The 22,721-nt window shown below is 53.9% G+C and carries 9 protein-coding genes; 3 read left to right on the plus strand and 6 right to left on the minus strand.

All coding sequences use genetic code 11. From position 1 onward, the window contains the following. The 6 genes from OOT00_RS13020 to OOT00_RS13045 all read right to left on the minus strand — a co-directional run. A partial coding sequence (locus OOT00_RS13020) for a fibronectin type III domain-containing protein (protein ID WP_265425821.1) occupies nt 1–10,972 on the minus strand: 10,972 nt, incomplete at its 3' end. Nucleotides 10,973–11,033: 61 nt separating this feature from the next. Then, on the minus strand, nt 11,034–11,798 hold the full coding sequence (locus OOT00_RS13025; RefSeq protein ID WP_265425822.1) for a rhodanese-like domain-containing protein: 765 nt from the start codon (nt 11,796–11,798) through the stop codon (nt 11,034–11,036). Between the two features lie 194 nt (nt 11,799–11,992). After that, nucleotides 11,993–17,026: a chitobiase/beta-hexosaminidase C-terminal domain-containing protein gene (locus tag OOT00_RS13030; protein WP_265425823.1), complete on the minus strand. Its 5,034-nt coding sequence runs from the start codon at nt 17,024–17,026 to the stop codon at nt 11,993–11,995. 49 nt (nt 17,027–17,075) lie between these two features. After that, nucleotides 17,076–17,993 carry a transglutaminase-like domain-containing protein gene (locus OOT00_RS13035; protein ID WP_265425824.1) on the minus strand — a complete coding sequence of 306 codons (918 nt, stop codon included), beginning with the start codon at nt 17,991–17,993 and terminating at the stop codon, nt 17,076–17,078. 328 nt (nt 17,994–18,321) lie between these two features. Beyond that, a complete protein-coding gene (locus OOT00_RS13040; protein ID WP_265425825.1) occupies nt 18,322–19,449 on the minus strand; it encodes an SO_0444 family Cu/Zn efflux transporter in 1,128 nt (375 codons plus the stop codon). A 123-nt stretch (nt 19,450–19,572) separates the two neighbouring features. Next, the gene (locus OOT00_RS13045) at nt 19,573–19,932 is read right to left on the minus strand and encodes an ArsR/SmtB family transcription factor (RefSeq protein ID WP_265425826.1); all 360 of its coding nucleotides are present in this window, start codon (nt 19,930–19,932) and stop codon (nt 19,573–19,575) included. Between the two features lie 351 nt (nt 19,933–20,283). Here OOT00_RS13045 and OOT00_RS13050 point away from each other — a divergent pair, with 351 nt between their 5' ends. From OOT00_RS13050 to OOT00_RS13060, 3 genes are read left to right on the plus strand one after another with little or no spacing between them, the layout of a single operon-like run. After that, on the plus strand, nt 20,284–21,246 hold the full coding sequence (locus tag OOT00_RS13050; RefSeq protein WP_265425827.1) for an HDOD domain-containing protein: 963 nt from the start codon (nt 20,284–20,286) through the stop codon (nt 21,244–21,246). 15 nt (nt 21,247–21,261) lie between these two features. Continuing rightward, nucleotides 21,262–21,915 carry a RibD family protein gene (locus OOT00_RS13055; protein WP_265425828.1) on the plus strand — a complete coding sequence of 218 codons (654 nt, stop codon included), beginning with the start codon at nt 21,262–21,264 and terminating at the stop codon, nt 21,913–21,915. A gap of 55 nt (nt 21,916–21,970) precedes the next feature. Then, complete coding sequence (locus OOT00_RS13060) at nt 21,971–22,711, plus strand: hypothetical protein (RefSeq protein ID WP_265425829.1); 741 nt, start codon at nt 21,971–21,973, stop codon at nt 22,709–22,711. Nucleotides 22,712–22,721: the final 10 nt, after the last annotated feature.

Consider the following 22,721-nt stretch of genomic DNA (forward strand, 5'->3'; position numbering starts at 1 on the left):
CACCATGGATGTTGCCCCAGGAGCTTAAGCCGAAAGCGCCGCTCTCAAGGTGGGTTTCAAAAAGCTCCCAGGCACCGGAGCTGCTTTCGTAACGATAGGCCGAGGGCCTGCCGCTGCTGTCCCTTTTATGGATGAGAATGCGGTATCTGCCGCGGATGTAGGTACCCGTGCCGGACTTTTCATAGGCGTAGCCATTGAAGAAAAGACGGGTGGGATCTTTGGCATCTTCGCCCTCACTTCCTTCAAAAACAGACCAAATGCGGCTGTGGATATTAAAATCCCAATTGCCGTAGCTGTAGTTGCGCACAAGACCCAGACGGCCGCCCTGGGCCTGTACCCAGAGGTCCGTCTCACCATGGACGAACTCCCCCGTAAGGGGAAGAACAGAGGAACCCACGGGAACGCAGCGGTACTTACCGCATTCGTCGGATGCCCAATGCACGCAGTCACCACATTCAGATTCTGCGGCAGCCCGACTGCCGCTGCCCGCATCCTGGCAGGAGCCGGAAACCGATAGAGAGGCTCCCGTTGAAGAACCGCTCTCCCCTTCGCGCCCCCCTCCGGGTAAGGGATCACAACTGCCCTCATCCGTGGCGATCTCCCTTGCCGCCGGTGTCCAGATACCGGAAGAACCCCAGCCACCACCTCCCATACCACCGCCCCAGCTGATGCCGCCGCCTCCCGGACTTCCCGGAGCAGGCTGATGCGCCGATGTCCGCCAGGGGCGGGTAAAACAATGGGGTATTCTGCCGGAATAGGGGCAGCCATTGGCCGCCACTCCCTGGTAGGAGGTATAAACACAGGCCCGGTAGGCCCCTCCGCTGCCACCACCGCTTTCCATCTCATCCGCAGGATCCAGGCTACGAAGCGTCACAAGACGGTAGGGAATACGGATACTTTCTTTGGCTCCCAGCATTGCAGGAACGCCCGACAAAAGCTGATACTGAATGTGGCTATCGTTTTCCGGGAGCTGCACTGCAAGATTATCCGCTGCGATCAGGCCGTGGTTGGTGCACACAAATTCACCGGTGAACACATCTCCGGCCTTCAGATCCGGAAGGGATATGGTTCCCGGCTCACACACCACTACAGGGGCTGGCACATTGGTTTCATAAATCATGGTAAGAACAATGTCATAGCTGTCCTGCAGGGTGGTTTCAACTACGCGCCACTCCACCGTGACAAAATTGTACTCCAGAAACAAAGCCTCGCTCACCGTTATGCCCGGCTTAATCCACACCCGGCCGGTAGTTTCCTGATGCCCCGCCGCACGGACCCGGTACTTGTAGATCCCTGCGGGAAGATCACGCAGCAGCGCTTCACCATGACCATCGCTTTTTGCATTAAAATGAAAAGACAGATTTTTCTCATGCTGCAAAACGATACTGGCATCCTTCAGACCCTGTATGGCCTCATTGTCCGGCCCCAGGGAACCGGTATAGATATTCTGCACCTTGAACAGAACATGCCCCCGGCCATTCTGAGTTACGGACACATAAAACGGAATGGATACTGCCGGATGATTGTCTGCTTCTGCCGTGAGAAAAAAGGTGTACAGACCTTCACGGGTTCTCAGGGGAGGAACCAGCGTAACCGGTACATCAAGGCTTTCCCCCGTACGGAGGAGGGAAGAAAGCCCTGTATGGTTAAGGATCACCCAGTCCGGAGCCTCACCACCGCCCTCTCCCTTCAGGGTAAAGCGCAGACCCTCCGCATCCGCAAGGCCCCTATTCGTAAAGCGAATGGTCTCAACGGGGTGATCACCCGGGACAAGCCCTGTTTCTCTGAAAGAAGGAAAAACAAGCCGTGGCATGGCTTCCGTAAAGGAGATGTCCAGATGAACATGAGCCCAGGGCTTATGCCCCGTCTCTTCACTTACAAGACGGAGTATCAAAGAACCATGCTCAGCCACCTGATTACTCCCGCTGATCCGAAGATGGACCCAAGCCTTTCTCCCTCCGTCCAGCACTTCAATGGGCGAACCTCCATCCCATGACAGGCCCTCCATAAAAGCATTGGCTGGCTGATCCGACTCATCATAAACAAACCGCAGATTGCTTACACCGGTTCCCTCCGCAACCTCAACCTGAATGGGGATACTTTCCTCGTAGTTTTTCGGAAGAGTCAGGCGAATACGTGAAGGATACAGCCCCACCCGTGCGATGGTAAAGGCCGCCTGAACCGGCCGCTCCATAAGATCCGGGTGCAGAGCGGCCACCTCAAAGGTTCCCGATTCCTTTACCGTGGGCCGGAAGGTGTAGGAAAATGTGCCGTCAGAACCGCTGACCAGAGCGATCTTTCGCTCAAAACCCCTTTGCATGATAACGAGGTTCAGAGGGGTGTGGGGAAGATTCCGCCCGCTCGTCCGCTCATAGACCCTTCCTTCTATCTGCACGTCCTGATCATGGGCAAGCCTGGGAAAAACCGAAACCACCTCAGCTGCATAGGATGTCTCCACAAGGGTCACACCCACGGCGCTGCCAAAGCCCCGAAGTTCATGGGGATGATCCGTGGCAAAACCATGAAAAACACGATCTATTTCAAGCCTGAGAACAACATCATCTGGCGCGGACAGAGGGATGGGAAGCAGCAGCGGATTGGAGGTAAAGCGTTCTCCCGGAGGAATACGCACAAGACTCTGCCCAGTGGCAAGGGTATAAACGGACTCCCCCGTTGCCTGCAGAAAATTCACCACAGAAAGGGTGTTGTCATCACTGTCCGTCAGTCGAAACCGGATATCCTGCGAAGGATTTTTCCCAAAACTGCGGGCTGTCAGAATTTCCACATCTTCGCTGCCCGTATTTTCAAGAAAGAAACGCACCTTCCCCGCCCCACCACGGATCATGTTTTCCGAACGAATACCTGCGGCCAGCATGCCTTCTCCCACAGCCATAGTCTGAGCCCGCCAAATCTGCGCCCGGATACCGGGTTCAGGATTCTGCTGAACCCTCAGCGACAGGGTTTCCCTGTCTTTTAATCCGGCATATCCCGGCACCACGACAGGAACCCTGAGCGTTTCACCCGGAGACAGGTTAAAGGGACTGCTGCCATGATCCCGATTCCCTATTCCTGCCGCAAGTTCAAGTCCCGCAAGAGAAGAGGTACCCTTGTTTGTCACATCGCAAAAAAGGCGGTTCATGATACCACGACGCAGCAGGCTGTTATCAGAAAGCGCCACTTCAACAAGGGGGAGATGCACACTCCGACCGGGGCTTTCTTCGCCGTTACCATCCACAGCCACAATATGATAAACTCGTTCATCACCGGTGTATCCCCTGTCTTCCATCTGATAAAAAATAACAGGCTCCTCCCCTACCGGCATCAACTGCCCGGGCGGTCCCATGGACACCACAAAACCGGCAAAGCTGCCACCGGGATGGGTCCAGGAAAAAACGGGAAGCTCATCTTCGTTACGGCTTACAAGAAGTCTGTCCGGAGGAAGAAGATGGAAGTTGAGATAAACGGAACCGGAAGGAAAGGATTCATTTCCCGCACTGTCAACAGCCGTTACGGCATAGGTATGATGGGTTGGCGAAGGGCTTGTATCCAGTGCCTGCTTCTCACCAAAAACCGCCTCTACGGGAAACAGCCCATCCGTGGAATCAATGACGGATCCATGGGAACGATACAGCCTGTGGGACACCACATGTGCGCCATCCCCTTTCCAACGGGCCTCTATACCCGATGGTAGCAGGTTGAGACTCAGATCATAGGGGGCGGGGGGAAGGGAAACCAGTGCCAGAATCTCTGCGGGTTCCGAAAAAGCGCTTTCCGCCTCCTCACCATTTTCCCGTCTCAGGCTTGTCAGGACATAGGTATACCTCCCATCTTCCGCGACCCTGTCCTCAAAACCTTCTACATCGCCTTCCACCTCCCCGATCAGTGCAAAATCCCCGCGGCCGCCATCCCTCCTGTAAATCCTGCAACCGGAGCTTTCTTCCACCCTGCGCCAGCTCAGAGCCACACCGCCCCCCGGCAAAGCCCTTGCCTCCAATTCAGAAGGAGGCGCAAGGGGTGGGAGCTCACCGGCATACACCTGAAATCGATTGAGTGCGGCAATCTGCGAGCCTTCATTATCGAGAAGACAGCGGGCCAGAAAAACAAAAGACAACATTTCTGGTTCAACCACACCCGCATCAAGGGGAAGATCCAGGTGTCCTTTCCAGGTTTCAGCATCACCGTGAACCGTACTTATCCTCCGGACATCAGCAACCTCTGTTTGCTTCCTGCCCTTTCCGAAAAGGAAAAAAGAAAATTCCGGGCTGCTGCCATCAGCCACCGCCTTATCCAGACCTGCGGTGAATTCCACGCGGAGAGGGCTGGCATTATTGTGAACGGGAGCAGCCGGGTCAAGGACAAGACGACGGACAACAGGACCATCCGTATCAATCTGCAGGCTCATGCCAAGATCAATCTCCGTACCCCGGTTACCCACCAGATCCCTTGCGGAAAATACGGCCAGTGCCCGGCCTGACGGGGTGGATGCCTCCATATCAAAATACCCCTCATACTCAAGAGCACCGGTCTTTCTCAGCTCCATGGGAAAGGGCTGCCCTCCGTGCGGAGTGATCCCGAAAAAAGGTGCCGCCATCAAAGGCTCGCTCACCTGTATCCGGGCCCGTACGCGCCCCCGGCCAAAAGCACCGTTTACGGGATGAACCCTGCCATCGGATTCATAATATATACTGGCCCGCGGACCCGTACCATCCGATACAACGGAGACTTCTTCAGAAAGGGCACTTTCATTACCCGCTCTGTCTGTAACCGTAATACGGTAATACCAGAGCCCATCCTCCGGGGGCATGTCCCTGTAATGCAGACCCGCTATGGGCCTTGCGTTCACTCTGCCTGCCCCGCCCGCATCGGTAAAGGAAGCGGCACTGCGGTAAAGGGTATAACCGGCCATGTCTCTCTCATCACCCGCTGACCATGCAAGACGAACCCCTCCACCTTCCAGTGCCTCTGCGGAAAGCTTTGCGGGAGTAGACGGTACACTGACATCAACTTCAATGGAAACAGGCTCACTCAATGGCCCCATACCCGACCGGTTAACGGCAGCAGCCTGAATGCTGTGACTGCCGGAAGCCAGAAGCAGGGTTACCTCAAAATGCCCTTTCCGGTCCGGCACAAGGAGGCCTCCCCAGGCCTCTCCATTCAGGTAAAGCTGAATCCTGTTCTTCTCTTCCGTTTCACCCCTAACCTGAATCTCCGTTCGGTTGACAATCCAGCCATTACGGGGTTCGCTAATCCGGGGAGCCGTAGGCAAATTCATCTGAATCCGGATATTTCTAGAAAAAGTACTGATATTATTCAGGGAATCATGGGCAACGATACGGAAGGTATAAGAGCGGTCTTCCAGCTCATGGATATTCACGCGCCAGCTATAGGGACTTCCGTAATCCGTATGGTGCAGCACATCATCCAGAAAAAACTCAATACGGCTGACACCCGAAGGATCTTCCGCCCGAAGACGGATCAGACCGGAATCTGCAATAACAAATCCCTCTTCAAGGGGTCTTCCATCCATCATCACATCCATAATCAACGGCCCTTCTTCATCGGACTGCGGAGTTGCCCCAAGACTTTCCACATGGGGATTCTGCCCTCCCGAACGATTCACCGCTGCTACGGCCAGATAATAGGTCTCATGACTGGTAAGCCCTGCCACACCAGCCTGTGTACCCGTTACCACAAGAACCGGCTTCATCCCCTCCGTTGACGTAAAAGGGGCGGATGACTGGTACACCGCATAATGACGGAGGCTGCTTACGGGTTCCACCGGATCCCAGCGGAGCAGCAGAGTTTCTCCCTCAGGCCGTATACTCAGCCCCGAAGGATTGGAAAGCCAGGTATGAGCACCTGTGCTGACACCAAGACTTTCCATGCCCCGGCTATTCACACTCCGGATCTGAAAGGTATAAGCCGATGCCTCCGCAAGCCCCACCTTTTCATAGGAGGTGGCATCCGCACCAAGGATTTCTGGTGTCAGACTGTTGTTAAAATAGATTCTGTACCCCTCAAGGTCGCTGTGCTGATTTTCCGGAGACTGCCAGGTAAAATACAGCCGGTCCGCAAAAGAATGAACGGAGAGATTGACCACATCCAGAGGAGCCTGCCTGTTCACGGGAATCGCCGACACGGGTGTCACTTCTTTCAGCATATTTCCCGCTTCATCCACAGCCACCACGGCAAACCAGTAGAGTCTTCCCCTGGCAAGATTCTGTACCACATAGGAAAAGATACCCGCATTCACCACGCCACAGGGTTCTCGATCTTCCACACTGGAAAAGGGAGTCGTTTCACAAAAAATCAGATACCGCTCAATATCTCCATGCAACGCTTCATTGTAACCGATCCAGTCCAGCAGGACCGTAGTACCGTTCCCGTCTCCACTGGCCGTCAGATTCTGAACGGAAGGAGGGGGTATATCATCAAAAACAATACGCACCCTGGCTTCAGGACTGACATTACCGGCCCTGTCCTTTGCGGTGAAAACAAACTGGTTCAAACCCTGCTGCAACCGTACCCTGTGCTCCCATTGCAGAGCGGCTGTGTGCCCGGTGATAGGCTCTCCATTCATGGAAAGGGCAGAAAAAGCCTCCTTCTGGCCCCGGAGTATCTGGGTTATGGTGTGGGTTGGAGAAAAAACAGGTTCCACCACTGGCTGACCGGGTGCCACCCTATCCACCGTAAAGATGCGGGTAAAGCCAGACGCATTGGCCACTTTATCCACAAGAAGTCCCTCTACAGTATAGACATCATCGCTGAAATCCTGTTCCGGGACAAAGACCGCCGTATCTTCTGTCAGGGTCCATGTTCCCGGTACGGAGTTCTGCCTTTCGTTTTTTACCGTAAACCAGCTGTTTTCCGCGTCAAAGCCGACACCATGTTCCCTCCAGGAAAGAGAAATCCTTTCCGGAGAATAATTCAGAAAAGCTACGGCAGGTGCAAACGCTGTCAGGGCAGGGGGCATTACATCCACAAAAACATCCACCCAAACGGGATCACTTGCCGCACCCGCCCTGCTGATCGTCTGGATCTCTAGATGATTTATTCCTTCATAAAGATTATCGGCGTGATATCCTGTCCAAAAATAAACACTCCAAGGGCCACTTCCCGTAGCTGTCTTCGCAATAATTCTGTTTCCTCTGCGGATTCTTACCCAGGTATCGTCGTCCCGCTCACCTCTGAGGGTAATGTTCCGAATATTGGAATAATTAACCTCCGGACGGGGCAGGACAGGACCGGAAAATACACTGTCTCCTGTTATGACAGGCGAAGAAGGTCGATCCGGTTTGATTGTAAACTCAAAAAAATAATCCTTATGGTTGCCTGCAAGGTCCGTAGCCCTGAGATCCATGCGGTAAAGCCCCGCATCCATGGGAAGGGTGGAGGGGATAAAGGAAAAGCAGTCTCCGCTCACCCGCCGGGTTCCGGGAATCAAACGCCCCTCCCTGCTCAGCACAAGGCTTTGCAGGGTAACCTCACTGTTCACACGCCCCCCATGGAGGTCCCTGATATGGGCATCCACTTGACTCACCTGATGGATCAGCGCCCCATGGGCAGGCGTACTGCTGTACATCTCCGGCGGCGTGGTATCGGCAATGCTACCAAGACTCACCTCATAACTATTGTTTCCCTCATCATCTTCAACAATATTATTGTATATATCCGCCACCACCCTGAGCACTGCAGGTCCCACCCGGGCGGACCAGATGATGCCAAGCTGAATGGACTCCCCCGCTGCCAGCCCCTGAACATGGTGTCTCCCCACATGGCTGCCATTAACATAAAATCCCACTTCAAAACGGGAAACAGCAGGTCCTGCGCCCTGATTTGTAATGGTAGCCGTCACCGCAACCTGCTGACCCGCTTCAATGCCCGCAGGAGGGTCCCATGAAAGATGGCTCACCACCAGATCCGCCTGCGCACCGGCTGTCGTAAAACGCCAGACAGGTCCATGAGTTTCCAAACCATGGCTGTTCCGGCTCACCACACGCCAGAAATAGGTGGTCTCCGGTTCGACTTCAAGGGAGAAGAAAGACCGGTCAAGACCTTCGGCCAGAACAGTAAGGCTGTTTTCATCTCTACCCCATAAAAGCAGGTAATGAACCTTCTCCTTTGGGTCAGGGTCCCCTCCATCCCACTCAAGCAAGATCTCTCTGCCGGGAAAAAGCAATTCTGCAGCTTCATCCAACGGCCGTGGATTCCGAGGCACAAAGGGCCTATCACTGATCATAGAATCGGGGGCACAGACACCGGGCTCCTCAAGCCATGGGTCTACCACCACATTCCCTGATACCCAATCCCCTGTATAACCAGGGCCATGGGGATCACCCCACCAGTTATGGGCAGCGATCACACCTTGACCACCCGTATGTTCCAGTCCACACTGCCTGTTTTGGATAAAATGATTATGCCGAATCACCGGATCAATAGTCATTTGCGCCGTAATACCAACCTCATTTTTTCTGATCGTGTTGCATTCAAGGGAAATATTGCTACTCTCTTGCCCATACAGTCGGATGCCGGAACCGGAACTATTCTGTATGGTACTGAAACGTATGGCAGGGCTGGAATAAAGAGCATATATATTTTGCCCTCCACCGTAGCCCCCATATTCCACAACAGCATGCTCCAGCACAGAATTCTCCCCCGCTGTCCGGTCAAAGAGAATCCCGCGCCAGAAACCAGAAAAGGGAAAAGGGGTATTGGCCGTAAAAAGGATAGGAGCATCGGTGGTTCCCCGGGCAATCAGTGCTCCGGGATCAGAATAATCATAGCGACTACCCACGCCAAGGGAAGAACCACTGTTGAAACGAAGCTCGGTGCCGGGCTCCAGAGTCAGGGTAGTGACACCCTCACGCCCATCCCTGCCCCGTACATACAGACCGGCAATAAGCGCATAGGGAATGGAAGATTGCCAGGTACTGCTGCGGCTCAGGCTGGAATCCCGCACCACAATGGCACTGTCTGCGTCCAGCCCCAGAAACTCCGCCCCTGCCACAAAAGCCCCCGTAAGGTCGGCAGGAAGGCGTACGGGAAAGGCATGGTTCCAGTACACCGTATTGGCATCAAAAAGAACTTCACCCCGCCCTTCAAAATCCAGACCATTGTGCAGGGTGCTGTTGTAGAGCACTCCTCCCACATCCCCGCTATAACGAAGATCATAGGCAAGATTCTCCGTAAAATGGCAGTAGGAAAGGGCAGGAGACGCATGACTGATAAAAACAGCAGGCCGGCCTCGCCTGCCCGCATGGGCCACCATGCAGTGGTCCATACGGCTGCCGGTCCCCTCACTGCTGGCAAGAAACTGAATTTCCTGCCAGTAGCCGGGCACGGGTTCCCTGGTATTGGCCACAAACCGAATGGGAAAATCACTGCTGCCCCTTGCTATCAGAGCCCCCGGCTCCCCATTTGCGTTAGTGTTGCCAACAACAAAGGCAGTAGCAGCATTGAAACGAAGCTCGGTGCCGGGCTTCAGAGTCAGGGTGGTAACACCCCTACCCCCATCCCTGCCCTGTACATACAGGCCGGAAATAAGCGCATAGGGAATGGAAGATTGCCAGATACTGCTGCGGCTCAGGTTGGGATCCCACACCACAATGGCACTGTCTGCGTCCAGCCCCAGAAATTCCGCCCCTGCCACAAAGGGCCCCGTATTGTTCGCAGGAAGGCGCACGGGAAAGGCATGGTTCCAGTACACCGTATTGGCATCAAAAAGAACTTCACCCTGCCCCCCAAAATCCAGACCATTGTGCAGGGTGCTGTTGTAGAGCACTCCTCCCACATACCCGCTATAACGAAGATCATAGGCAAGATTCTCCGTAAAATAGCAGGAGGAAAGGGCAGGAGACGCATGACTGATAAAAACAGCAGGTCGGCCTCCCCTGCCCGCATGGGCCACCATGCAGTGGTCCATGCGGCTGCCGGTCCCCTCACTGCTGGGAAGAAACTGAATTTCCTGCCAGTAGCCGGGTACGGGCTCCCTGGTATTGGCCACAAACCGGATGGGAAAGGCACTGCTGCCCCTTGCTATCAGGGCTCCCGGCTCCCCATTTGCGTCTGTGCTTCCGATGACAAGGGAAAAACCAGTATTGAAGCGAAGCTCGGTGCCGGGCTCCAGAGTCAGGGTAGTGACACCCTCACGCCCATCCCTGCCCCGTACATACAGACCGGCAATAAGCGCATAGGGAATGGAAGATTGCCAGGTACTGCTGCGGCTCAGACTGGAATCCCACACCACAATGGCACTGTCTGCGTCCAGCCCCAGAAACTCAGCCCCTGCCACAAATGACCCCGTATTGTTCGCAGGAAGGCGCACGGGAAAGGCATGGTTCCAGTACACCGTATTGGCATCAAAAAGCACCTCACCCTGTCCCCTAAAATCCAGACCATTGTTCAGGATGCTGTTGTAGAGCACTCCTCCCACATCCCCGCTGTAACGAAGATCATAGGCAAGATTCTCCGTAAAATGGCAGAAAGACAGGAGCGGGGCCGCATGGTCTGCGGCAAGGGCAGGGACTCCACCTCTTCCCGCATGGGAAATAATGCTATGTTCCACACTTCCTTTTCCGGTTTTCTGAAAATGGATTCCCCTCCAGTATCCGGAGCCGGGTTCCGTACTGTGGGCCACAAAACGAATGGGCGCACCTTCACGGCCCCGGGCAATGAGGGCACCAGGATCACCGCTGCTGCCTCCAATCACAAGCTGAGCATGGGCATGAAAGCGCACTTCCACACCCGGCTCCAGAATCAGAGTAGTCACATCGTCATCCCCGTCCCTGCCACGGACAGTCAGGGTTGAAGTGACAATATAGGGGCTTCCTGCCAGACTCCATGTTGTATCTTTGGTAATGACACCGCTGACCATGGTTTCTGCAAAAGCGGCATTACTGATAAACAATATGGAGAAGATCCATGCGATCCAGAGAAAAGGCCGTAACGATATACGACAACATGACGAAAACATGGCTTGGCAGCTCCCTTTTTCTGGCAGAGCCGAGGCCCTGCATCCCTTGGACAATAAGCTGTTAGTATTGGTGGACAGTCGGAGAGCATCCGTAATCTCCAACGGAACGCTTTTCTACGGGCCCCATACCAGCCTGCTGCTTTCTGCGGTATTCCTCATAGCCTTTCCACCCTCCTGCCAGAAAATATACCTGCCTTATGCCTTCGGCCGAGACCCTTCTCTGCAGCACAGCATTGTCCCGCCCATCCCCTGTTATGAGCACAAGGGGTCGCAGGAAAAAATTATCCCTCAACCCCAGCACATCCCGCAGGGCTTGCCCGCCATCGGAAGAAATGGAAGAAAGATTCAGCAATCCATGGAAAAAAGATGACGGCACCCTTTCCCCTTCCTCTTCTTTGACATAGATCATCAGAGGCTGCTCCCTCCCGAGTGATTCCGCAAAGAGATCCGGCGAAACCACAGCCAGACCATGACATGCAAAGGGATCTCCTGCCAAACGCCCGCCCCTTTCCTGCCAGGCAAGAAGTCCTCCTGCCAGAACCGATGCGCTGTAACCCGCCTTGTTCAGCTCTTCGCCCATAGAGACCGCAGCACCGAGGGAAAAGCCATTACCCACAAGAACTATGGATTTTTTTTTCAAAAAAGATCTTGTCCGTATTCCATACAGCGGTACATTGATGGAATCTGGAATGTGACAGGACTCAAAGACATCTGCCGGGCGAGTATCCATGAGCACAATTTGCCCTTCCCTATGCTGCGCCATTACCGTATCCACATCACTGAGCAGGGCCATCGGCACAGGGCTTGCCGGAAATTTCTTTGCCACAAGAACCTCTCCCCAACTGTTCCCGCAGAAAAAAAACAGAATCAGCATTCCGCCACAGCAGGTAAAAAACTGAAAAAAAGAGATCAAACCGCAAAGGCCCTCTTCCTGTAACGTTTTTTTCCCATGGCTCGGGAAGAAAAAGGAATAGGGCAAATAGCTGTCTTTCCATCCCTTTATCCGGTATCGTTCCGTCCTCATCGCAGCAGTTCCCCAATGAAACAGGCACCGGACTCATCCGGATCCAGATTCAGGGTAACCAGAACATCCCCATTTACCTTTACGAGATCCGTAGAGTACAGCGCACCGCCATATTCCAGCTGCAGCCTGTACTTTCCTTCTGGCAGATAAAAAACCGCCTGCCCATCCTCTGTGGTTTCTTCCTCCTGCCCCAGCCAGACATCCCCGCTACCGTACAGGCGAACGGAAAGCCCGCCCATCGGAGCTCCTGACCCACTCAGAACGAAAAGGATAAGCCTGCCTCCACCACCGTTGATCAGAGCACTCCCCCTCCCCTCATCGGGAACGTCCACAACAGCGCTCCAGTACGACTCCCCTGCCATCTCCGCCCGAAAAACAAACGCTGCCCCCGCCGGAAGCAGAAAACTCGCCCTGCCATCATCATCCGTCAGACCGTGTCGTTCCCTGTAAGCCCTGTTGTCTCCGTGGAGATAAACGGGAATATTTTTTGCCGGAACCCGGCTTCCCACCCCTTCCATGGTAACCACATCCACATCTACGGAATTATGGGCAATACCTATTCTGGATTCCACCATACCGGGTATCTCCACCACATCGCTCCAGAATGAATGGCCCAGATAATCCACACGTATACGATAACGACCACCAGCAAGATCAAACCCTGCCCTGCCGGTACCATCCGTCAGCCCGAACTGCCCCATGTCCGCGCCATGCAGACTGAAAAGATGACAGGCAACTCCTGTCAGAGGTTCACCGCTGTCACTTTCCACCTTCAGGCTGAAATTGCCCGAACCCGTGGACAATCCGGTGGTATGGGAGTGACTTGCCACAAGATTTTTTTCCCCGCTCCAGATCTCTTCTCCCAGATGATCCACCATGAAGCGATAGGATCCTTCCGGAATCCTGAATCCGCAGTACCCGTCCGCATCCGTCAATCCATCCACGCCCAGACTTTCCCCATCTTCCCTGCAGACAACAACCCTGGCTCCGGCAAGAGCTTTTCCTGCGCTGGTAACACCAACCCGCACATCCGCCATGGGTACAGGGATTTCCCCGTCTTCCCATAAGAAAAGACCACTTCCATATACCCGGCCCAGGTATTCCACCCTTGCCTCATATTCTTTTTCCGGCAAATCAAATACAACATGTCCGGCAGCATCACTTATCTGGTAAATCCCCACGGCTTCCCCCCCGTCCGTAAAAAGATTCACCTCCACCCCGGAAAGGGGACTCTCTTCCTCCAGGAAACGTCCTTTCAGAGAAACCATCACCTCCCGATGGGGAATAAAAACGCTTCGGCGGGTTTTCGTTCCATGACTCACGGACTCATGGAAACGATGCCCCTTCCACAGTATTTCCGCCCTGTACTCTCCGGCCGGCAGGTGAAAGGACACAAATCCATCACCATCTGTGCAACCGTCCAAACCGGGGAACCCCTCTTCCGAATCCATGCGGACCAAAGCGCCGACTATGGGTTCATGGGGTGACTTTCCAAGGTAAAGAACCACACTGCCATCACTGGCAGGCAGGGCAACCACCTGCATGGTCTCATCCCCTTCTCCAACCCGTACAGCATCTGTCCATATAAAGTGTCCGTCCAGCTCCGCCCGGAAGAGAAACTTACCTCCGACAGGAAGCAGGAAAACAGCGTTACCCTCTCCGTCCGTAAGCACAGACTCATCCCGGCAAAGCCCGTCTTCCGTACAGATAGAAACGGGTATTCCGGCCAGACCTCCTCCGGATCCGAGAACCGTAACCGCAACCCTTTTCTCCGAAAGAATCATTTTGAACGAGGCGGTGCCCGGGGAAAAAAACTCTTCCGACCAGAAACCATTTCCCATATAGGTCACTCGGAAACGATATATCCCTTCTGTAAGGCATTCTTCAGAAAAATGAGCCTGACCAAAAGCATCGGTAACAACGGCTTCTACCGGAACCATGGATCCCTGCGCAAACACTTCCGCCCCAAGACCGGTAAGCAGACGGCCCTGATCCGTCACTACGGACAACACCAGAGCCTCCGGTCCTTCGGTGTAGCGTTCCGTGAAAACCGCGCTCCGGTTCCCTGCCCTGTCAATGGCCATGAAACGCAGGGTGGTATCAGCTGTGATGAGAAGGGGATCCCCGTACAAGGCTGCTGCTTCTGAAGGCTCACTGCCATCGAGTGTGTAGTAGATAAATGCGTCCTCATCCACCTCAAGGACCACGGAGAGTGTTTCCCTGAAACGGCAACCGGCGGGAACAGCAATGGGTTTGGGCGGGGTTTGATCAATGATGACAGGAAAGGGGCAGAATACCCTTGAAAAAGTTCCCGAACCACGGATTATGGCATAAAGAAAAAAGGTTCCTTCAAGACCGGCCGTGTCCCATAGAAAGACACCTGATTCGCCATCCGTATCCTTTTCTATACGGCCCCGGGCAGGAACACCTTCATCGGGATAGCCCCTGTCCGTATAATAAAAGACAAGCTCATCATCCTGCAGACCGTCAAAAGTCCAGCCAACAGAAATCTCCGGGCCTGGAGTATGCACAGGGCTTTCCGGTGACAGAAAGGAAAACCCGGAGGCCCCCTCCGCAATCGTCCCATGAACCTTAGCAAAAAAAGCACCCGTTTCCGACCAGCTGCCCGCTGGCCCACTGCCATCCACGACCTGCACCCGCCAGTAATACCAGCGGCTGGATCTAAGGGGGGCATACCCGAACCAGAAAAGATCTTCTGTCAGGGTATGGGCTACCAGACGGGTCAGCTCCGGATCTTCATAAAGTTCAAAACGATATCGCACCGACCCATGGGACTGAATCTCAGGATCCCTTACGGGATGTACGGCCAGAACCGGAACGCCCCCCCTGACCCAGGCTCCTTTCCCAGGATTTCTCAGCTCAGGCGCAGGAAGGACTATTGGTACGGCTGTCCCAGAATCCTCATCCTGCCCCCCCGACCACCCCTTGCCTTCCGTATCCACGCCAAAATACCCATAAGTCCATAGGCTGCTGCCGGTGTGATCGGAAGCCCTGACGCGCCAGTAATAAAAAGATTCGTCCTGAAGCGGAAAATCCACCACAGCACCGACCCTTTCTTCTCCATGGCAAGCCAGGGACTGCGACCATACTTTCTGCCGGAAAGTACGGTCATCAAACACTTCAAAGGTATAAATAACGGGATCCTTTTCCGGGTCTGGGCTGCCTGCAATCACAAGTTCCGGATTCAGTGAGGAAACGGCCACACCCTTGCCCGGACTGATTATCACAGGAGCCCCGGGTACATTCTGCGGAGTGGTGGGATCAAAACCATTCAGATATTCATCAAGGTCTGAAATACCATCGCCGTCATAGTCACCGGTGCCGTCACGGTCCAGACTGCCGAAATACTCCAGCTCCCAGGCATCCGGCATACCATCACCATCCCTGTCCGTCTCTGAACCGATACGGATCTTTACCCTGCGTGCTGCTTCCAGCCCACTCTCACTAGCCATAAACCGTACGGAATAATCACCGGCCTGCCCGAAAAACGGCGTCCAGTCAAAAACACCACTACCATCTTCCCTGTCCACAAAAACGGCTCCCACCGGAAGGCGATCTGTGGAGAGAGCAGGAAAACCACCAGGTGATGAGACGGTCTGTACCAGAAAGGAAAGAGGCTGGCCTTCGCTGCCCTCCTTATCCGGTATGAAGGCGATGGCAGGAGGAACCGGTACGGTCTCCGGATCCTGATAAACCAGGGAGTAAACACCTGTGGTATTAAAATCAAAAATATTCACACTGTACTGCCATGGCCCCCTGCCCTCTCTGGTTTTGGAAAGCCAGATATTCTGAGGTCGTATCCGCTTGCCATCGGATCGTATGGCCCCCTTGATGGCCATACGGCCCTGCTCGGGATCCGGTATCTGTGCATAGACAAAGCCATCGGCTGACGGCATTGTCAGCCGGACAGATCCTGCACCGGAGCCGGTAAGGGCCGCGTAGGCAGAAAGATCGGAAACAGCAGAATCAACCGTATCGGATTCATACACCCGCAGCACATCATCATCTCTGGCCAGAAAATCCTCTATGGAGTCCCGACCGGGAGCATCCACAAGCACACTGCGCACAAGGGTACGGGTATTAACGGCTTCGATGAGAGAAGTCATCTGTCCGCCCAAGGCATCCGCATGGGAAAACTCCGCGTCAAAGCCCACCATGCGACCAGTGAGGGAAGACGTCATTATCCAGCGGGCAACTCCCGAACCTCCCGGAGCAATATCACCCAAATCCGCAAGAAGGGTTTCTGCCGCCGGCTCCCCATTTACCCGCACCCCTTCAATATGAAAACCGATAAACAAACCGAGATCATTATCAACAATTCGGGGCTGTGCGGACTGCACCCTCAGAGAACGGGCATACCCATGTCCCCCGTTCCGGATCCGCAGGCCAAGTTCAAAGGGCAAAGGTTCCTCCACAGTGCTGGTCCATGGGTCATTACCGAAAACATCCACCGGCAGAAAATAATCCAGAACAAGAGCTGGCATGGGTTTGACGTAAATACAATCCGGTGCGACCTCTATGGTTTCACTCTTGCCTGCAGCTGTGTAGGAAAGGGTTGCTCCCACAAAATAAAGGGTGCCGCTTTCCCGCCCACCGGAAGCCCCGGGGGCAGGGATAATAAGCCAGTGAATATCTGCCGATGTTTCCGGGGCCACCTTGCCCCTGCCACTGACATCACTGATATGGTTCATGGTCTCCGTACGAATAAAAAAAAGGGCTCCCGTATCATCAGGATCGGAAGAAGCCCGAACCGGCCTGCCGCTTTCATCGCTGAAATGAACCTCAACGGTAACATTTTCAATGGAAGCATGGGCAAGGCCATTGTTGATACGCATATGGGCATCAAAGGCCTGCCGCTCCAGGGTCAGTTCCTGCCGGATCTCAATTTTCACCGTTGCGCAGAGGGAACGGGCACAGATACTCTGCGGATCAGTCAAAAACAGACCCCCTGCAACAAAAAGCCAGAACAAAACGGGCCGGAACCCGGAAGACAGAATGTGCCTGATCATTGCAAGCCCCTTTTCCAGCCATCAGCCAAATGGCCCCTATCCCTTATACCTACCGGTTCAGCCCAACCCGGAGACCCGTCCCTTCAAGCTGCAGTACAAGCGAGCGCTCCTGTATCTCCGATGGACGGGAAACATGAAAAGCAATATAATTGTCTTCCCGCTCCATAAAACGCTTCTGCTGGGGATCCGCCACTCGCCACTGGCCTTCATAAAAAAATTCAGCCCAGTTGTGATAATTTCCGAGATCCAGTGCCTGACTGTCACTCACCATGAAACCACCCATCATCCGGGAAGGGATACCGATGGCGCGGCAAAGGGCGACAAACAGAGAAGCAAACTCCGTACAGTCTCCCCTTCTCTGTTCAAGGGCAAAAAGAGCCCCTCCGGTTTTTCCTGCATATCCCGTATAAACAATATGCTCACTCACCCATGAAAAAAAATTTTCTATGGTCTGAAGAGAGGAAACGGACTCCAGCGAGGCCGCCAGGGCTCTGATCTCTTCATGGTCAGACTCCATGAACGGCTCCGGAGCGAGGTAGGAATCCAGATCCGTACCCATAAACTCCAGAGGCTCTTCCCGAAGTTCCACAGCCGTTCGTATACGAAAAATCCTTGTTGCAAACGGAGGGATCTCCTCCCATCGGAAAACCATCACATTCTCCGCCGGTGGATCGCTACGCATCTCATAAGGATGATCGGCACGAAGCCCCACACGGCTTTGAAATGACGTTGCACTCAAAGGGGAAAGAACATGAAGTTCTCCATGGGAAATGACTTCATTCGATATATTTCTCAGGGAAAGGACATAGGCCAGATGAATGGTTCGTGCCCGCTGCTCGGATACCCCTGTGGACACATCCTCCTTCTCATGACCCGGCCTATGGATCCGTTCACCTGCGATGAGAAACAGGAGAATCAACGATCCAAGGGCGGCACAAAGCAGACTTTTTTTTGTGAGAAAAGACATGGCAAACCATTCAAAAGAAGCATACTGCATGCGGGATGAATTCACTCATAATCAGGACGAAGCAGGCCGAAACCCCAGAACGCCTATATACCAAGCAATAAAAAAGCCACCCGTGACGGTGGCCCAGTAAAAAAACAAATTGCGAATAAAATACAGCTCATTGCGGGACAAAAAATCGCACATCAAACCTGATTTTTCAACAAAAGAAGAGCGACGTGACAATTATCGTCAAAAGTCGCCGTTTTTTGTCAAGCCGTTCTTTCACAAAAAACAGGATCTCCGACACCCTCTCATTCCCTTCCACCCCTGAAGACTTTGTGACCAAGCCCTATCCGTGACAATGCCCTTCGCATGAACAGGAACTCCTGCCTCCCCGCCACTGTTGCCACTGACGCGCTCCCAGATTCCAGACAAAAAGAATCAGGAGTATCAACGCCGCTGCCAAACCGAACAGGCCTGAGTCTTCTTCAGCCGCCCCATGCCAGCCCTGCACACCTCCCGTCAGAGCATAAAACCAGTCAGCGGCCATACCCATGACAAAAGCACAGACCACAATCCCTCCCACATGCACCATGGCCACAGACCGGCCGAGAATACGAGAAATCACAGTAAAGGAGGCCGCGTTGATGGCAGGACCTGCCAGAAGAAAAACCAGAGCCGCTCCGGGATTCAGCCCTTTCATTACCAGAGCTGCGGCAATGGGCGTCGATGCCGTGGCGCATACATAAAGAGGCACGGAAACGGCCAGCATGGCGAGCATAGCCAGCAGAGGATTACCCAGCCAGGTACTGACCATGTCCGGTGTCACAAAAACGGAAATGGCACCGGCAATAAGAAGACCAAAGAAAAACCAGATGGCAATATCCCCAAAAAGATCACCAAAGGCAAAAACCATTCCCATCTTCAGGCGCGATGCCACAGACAAAGTGACCGCCTCCGGCTTGCAGCAGGCGCTCCGGCAAAGCTCCCCTTGCGGAATCCCTTCCATCTGCCCTGCCACTGATACGGCTTCTTTGTGCAGGCTTTCTACCCTGCCTTCTTTCCAGCGATCCACTAACTGTATGATACCACCGGTGAACAGGGCCGTGATAAAAGCGGAAAAAGGCCGGATTACGGCCATAAAAGGATCCAGCAGTGCCCAGGTCACCGCAATGGAGTCTGCACCGGTTTCGGGTGTAGCTATCAAAAACGAAGAGGTTTCTCCCCTTCCTGCCCCCTGCTCCCGAAGCCCTGCCGCCGTAGGCAATACCCCGCAGCTGCAAAGGGGCAGGGGTATACCTAAGAGACAGGCTTTCACAACGCCCGAAAATCTCCTGCTACCAAGATGCCGGGCCACAAGAGTGTCCGGCAGAAAAGCCTTCAGCAGACCAGCCAGCATAAATCCCAGTAATATATAAGGAGCGGATGCCACCAGAACATACCAGCTAGCCTTAATGATTTCCTCCACCCAGACCATATTCTCTCCTTTATGATTGTGAAACAGACCAAACCAAGCGCACAAATGAACATATGAAAAAACGTTCATATGTTCAAGAAAAAAAACTTCCCTCCCTTTTTTTTACGAACCAGGCCCGGGTCGTTACTCGGCTACATGATCTTCTGCCTGCTGCAACAGGGTGACAATGTGAGCATCATCCAGACTGTAGACAACGTTTTTACCCTCTTTCCGGAATTTAACGATGCGGGCAGAACGAAGTACCCGGAGCTGGTGAGAAACGGCAGAAGAACTCATGGAAAGAAGCTCGGCAATATCACAGACACAAAGATCCGAAAAACTTAATGATTTTAAAATACGCACCCGACCTGGATCTCCCATGGCCTTAAAAAGTTCCGCCATACGAAAAAGGGTACCATCACCGGGCATCTGTGCGGCAACCTCTGCCACAACTTCCCCATGTACACAGATTTCTCCGCAGAACTCTTCGGTTTTATCTTCCATATATATCCTCCTGCCTGCCCATGCAGCTGCCAATCCCTGCTGTATTCATAGCATGAGATAAGATGAATGCAAAAGCCCAACAGGTCTCAACCCATATGGACAGCGGATAAACAGCAGGTCCGCAAACAGCAGAATCATAATAACCACGCAAACCGCAACCGTGCACCATCACGGCGGATAAAGGGATCTTCCACCGCATCCAAGCATAAAAACGATTTACTTTCCAAAAGTTTTACCCTTTGGGCTGGTCAATCGACAATGTCTCCTTTATAGTCATGCGTGTCAGGTTACGGCCTGCTTACTCCAACCCGGGCCCAATGGTCCCAACGAACCAACAAGGAAGTTCTCCCCGTGGAAATTCATTGCCCAGCATGCAAAAAAAAATACACCCTGCCCCGAGGAGCCAAAACCGGACCAGCCGCACACCTTCCCTGCCCTGCATGCGGCAACCCCATCCCGCTTCAGCAGGAGACAGCTCCACCGCGCTTCATGAGTAAAGAAAAACTCATCCAGGAAGCCGGAGCGCTGCCACCCATGCCGGAAATTCTCATACGGGCAAAAAACATAGTAGACTCTCCCTACTCGGACATTCGGGATCTGGCACAGATTCTTGAAAAAGATCAGGCCATGACAACAAGACTGCTCAAGCTTGCCAACTCGGCATACTATGGTCTCCGTCACCCTGTGGATTCTGCACATAAAGCCTGCCTCGTCCTCGGCGAACAGACCCTTCTGCAGATGATCACGCTGGTGAGCACGTCACGGCTTTTCTCCAACAGTCTGGATGGCTACGATCTGGAAGCAGCCACTGTCTTTTCCCACGTCCTTTTTGTTGCCCTCGCTTCCAGGGAAATCTGCCGCCTCCGCTTCAAGGATCTTGAAAAAAGCGCCTTTGCCGCCGGGCTGCTCCACGATGCGGGTATGCTGATTCTGGATCAACATATCCGTAAAAACAAACAGGCTTACCAAAAACTTCGAGCAGACGGCATGCCCCAGCATCTTGCCGAAAAAAAGCTCTTTGGCTATGATCATGGGGAAATCGGTCACGATTTCTGTCTGAACTGGAATGTACCGCCTGAACAGGCCCTTGCCATTCACTGGCACCATGAACCCGATCAAAGCCAGACCCCTTTGGCCCACGTTCTTTATGTCGCGGATATGCTGGCATGGCAGGATCCGGATCGCCTGCCCAGTGAGGATATTGCAGGATCAAGCATGGACATGATAAACCTTTCCGATGAAGAACTGGAAGTCATCCGCTGTGACGTATGGCAGGATGTCGCCCAGATTGCAGCCGACATCCTCATTTCCTGACCATCGGGCAGACCAATGCTGACAAGCTTTCTCATTGCAGCCACAACCCTTTGCGGACATATCGGTCCCTGTCCCTTCTCCAGCCCGGAAGACAGGCAGCATCTGGAACTCTGGCGGGACCGGACAGACGCCAGTCTCATGGGAGCCTCAACCCTCCGGAATGCAGACCCTGAAATGAGGGGCAGCAACCGTATCCTGCACCCCGGCCGCATCCGGGCTCTTATAACGGCATCAGGCCATATCCCCTTTGATCATCGCAGCATTTTCACAACAGGTCCGCCACCCCTGATCTTTACCCGGGCAAACCTCAGGGATTCCCTGCAGGAACATGCCGGAAGCCGGGCGGAAGTCCTGGCTGCCAACGAAAAAAACGGCTCTCTGGATATCCACCATATCCGTGCCATCCTGGAAAAAAGGGGCTGCCGGTCTCTCCTCGTGGAAGGCGGAGGTGGCCTCAACCGAAGTGCTCTGGAACAGGATGCGGTGGATGAACTCCTTCTGACCCTCTGCCCTGTTCTCTATGGAAAGGGTAATGCCGTACCGTTGATTCGCAGGGCCCCCACCCCCATGGACCGGTGGTCCTGGCAGCTTCTGGAGCACAAAACCGGAACGGCTGGTGAAATTTTTCTTCGCTACGCACGGAAACAGATGGCAGCAACCGCTTTCTAATGGATCCGTGCATCCCGGCGGCAGCCTCTCTAGGCCGCTAAAGAAAGGAACAACCATGCCCTCTCCCCTTGCCATTCTTTTTTCAGGCGGCAGCGATTCCCTTGCCCTCTACGCCATGGCTGCCTGCGGATCTCACAAAAAAATTCCCCCGGCCTCCCACGTTCATCTGGTCACCCTGCTCAATGGCATGTCCCGTTTTCCGCACTTTACTAAAAACCGGCTCCAGACAGCCCGAGAGCTGCTGGACAGACAGAACCCCGGGCCTCCCACTCCCTGCTTTCACGTAGAACTGGACTCCGGCCGACTTTTTCAGGAACTCTGGCTGGATCGTTACGAAACCCTCATGCCCCGTTACAAAGGGAAAAATCTCGTTTGTGTTGCCTGCAAACTCGCCATGCACACACGAACCCTGCTGTACTGCCTTGATCACAAAATCCCTCTCATGCTTGCAGGCTACACCCTGAAACAGTCCTTCTACCCGGAACAGACTCCTGCTTTCATGGAACGCATGCAAGCCCTCAGCCTCCGCTTTGGGGTGACAACTTCCTTTCCCGTATATGAAGAGTTCTCCGACACCGGGATCTGTCGTCACTTCCTTGAAGATCAGGGACTCCCTTCCAGCGGCGGTGGTGAACGTAAATGTCTTTTCTCCCAGACCCGAACCACAGCCACTGAAAAGGAAACAGCTCAGTATCTTGATGACCTGCTTCCCTTGATATCCGCCTATATCCGAAAACGATCCCAGGGCGATGTGACCGGAGCAGCGGCTGTCTTCACCGATCTGGACGAGGCCTGAGCATACGGAA

It is taken from the genome of Desulfobotulus pelophilus (assembly GCF_026155325.1).
GTDB lineage: Bacteria > Desulfobacterota > Desulfobacteria > Desulfobacterales > ASO4-4 > Desulfobotulus > Desulfobotulus pelophilus.